Source organism: Ammoniphilus soli, assembly GCF_040813775.1.
Genome location: NZ_JBEGDL010000113.1, coordinates 1 through 1,833 on the forward strand (window position 1 = coordinate 1; position 1,833 = coordinate 1,833).

The following is a 1,833-nucleotide window of genomic DNA, read 5'->3' on the forward strand; positions in this document are numbered from 1 at the left end:
CCTCCCTCTATGAACAAATGCATATCTCCGTTTTTCTCTTGTTTTCTTAGTTTTTCATGTGAGTTGAGTTTATTAGATACATCATTGAACGGAAGATAGTGGTGCTAATGTATTTTTTTGGGGGCGAAGAGCGAAAAAGATCCATGCTTCCTAACCACTCGTTACCAGAAAGTGGATACTTAGTTAATCTATGGTCGCACTGGTGGATCTCCACATGTCTCATGGGGGTCTACCCTCCCATATCTCACAGAGTCTACGCTCCCAAATTCCTTCGTTCAACCTTTCCATGAGGTGGATGTCAGTCATGCTGCCCGACAGGGTCCTTGCCCGTATTATAGTTCCTTTACTGACTAATCCGCGCTTCAGATGTCTACTAAATTCAAACCAACTTAACCAGTTAAATTCTGAGAAAACCTAAGCTGCAACTGTCATAGAGGTTATTCCCATATGTGGAATATCGCTCAACATTCTTTCTTCACTAAACTCACATTGTTTCTTGCCAATGGTAAACAACACTCGAATTAATTTGTTGCAGATAGCTATGAGTGATTGCATCTTCTTCAATGGGTTATTTGAACGTTTCGTAAAATACTGATGTAATGCCTTAAAAGCTGAATTCTTAGCGACTAAAGGCATGACCACTCGGAAGAGGAGTGCTCTAAGCTTTTTCCTTCCTCTTTTCGTAATCTTGGTTTGTCCTTTGTGCTTTCCTGATGTATTTTCTTTTAGGCTTAATCCTGCTAGCTTGATGATCTGTTTTGGATGAGAATAATACGTTAAATCTCCTACCTCGGCGAAAAAGCCTGCAATCGTATCTTTACCAATCCCTTTAATCGCCAACATTTGATCGACACCAGGAATTTGTTCGAGTAAGCCATCAATCTTTGAATCTAGCTCTTCAAATCTTTCCTTAATGAGTGTGTACTTCTCTAAAAGAGTGCATAGTTCTAGTTTTGCCATGTTAGCACCCTCACGGATTCCAATGGAAACGCTAGCGGCGTGCTTTAAATCTCTCACCTTACTTACCCCAACAGCACGTTGTACGGCTTGTTTAAGATGAGCTAATATCTCTTCATCAGAGAGCTTAACTAGCTCGTGAGGTAGTGCATGTAGCTTGAGTAGTTGTAGTGCCGCTTTTCCTTCCCAATCTTTAAAGACCGTTAAAAACTCTGGAAAGTAACGATCTAACCAATTGTGAATTTGCCCCTGTACCGCTTGAAGGTCAACAGATAGGAGATCGCGTATTTTTCTTGCCACCCGGAGTTCGGCATAAACTCCTTGTGGAATATTGGGTTCGGCATATCTTCCATCCTTGACGAGCTGGGCGATCACTTTGGCATCTTTCACATCATTCTTGGTTGGTGAGTTGTCGTCTAGTTCTTTACTCTTCTTTACGTGCATCGGATTAACTACAACAAGTTTAATACCCTGTTCTTTAAGAAAATGAGCGAGATTCAGCCAATAATGTCCTGTGGGTTCAACTCCAATGATGGTCTTCTCCATGCCATACTGTTGAGTTAACAGTTGAATCCACGCTAGAAAACCTTCAAAGCCAGAACTCGTGTTTTCAAAGGTATAAGGTCTCCCAAACTCTAGTCCCCTATAGTCTTGCGCACGTGCGACATGCTTGAATTTCGCAATGTCTACGCCTATAATTAATGTTTGAGAAGTAATTTGAGCAATCTTGTGATTTTGGTTATAATTCATTTTGCAGCCTCCTGGTATTTGAGTTGAAAGTCCTTTTTGCTGGCCAGCTTTAGGACACGACCTATGATACCAAGAGGCTTTTTTATGTTCAAACCTCATTTTTCTTCATTACAGGAATGCTGCCCG

At 41.2% G+C, this 1,833-nt stretch carries 1 protein-coding gene; it reads right to left on the minus strand.

Annotated elements, in window-relative coordinates; genetic code table 11:
- Positions 1–414 precede the first annotated feature (414 nt).
- Entirely contained in the window at positions 415–1,707 is a 1,293-nt protein-coding gene (locus tag ABLT31_RS38490) for an IS110 family RNA-guided transposase (RefSeq protein WP_367760994.1), read from the minus strand.
- Positions 1,708–1,833 lie beyond the last annotated feature (126 nt).

Coding starts and splice junctions, on each gene's coding strand:
- ABLT31_RS38490 (WP_367760994.1), bottom strand. CDS start 1,707: ATGAATTATAACCAAAATCACAAGATTGCTCAAATTACTTCTCAAACA.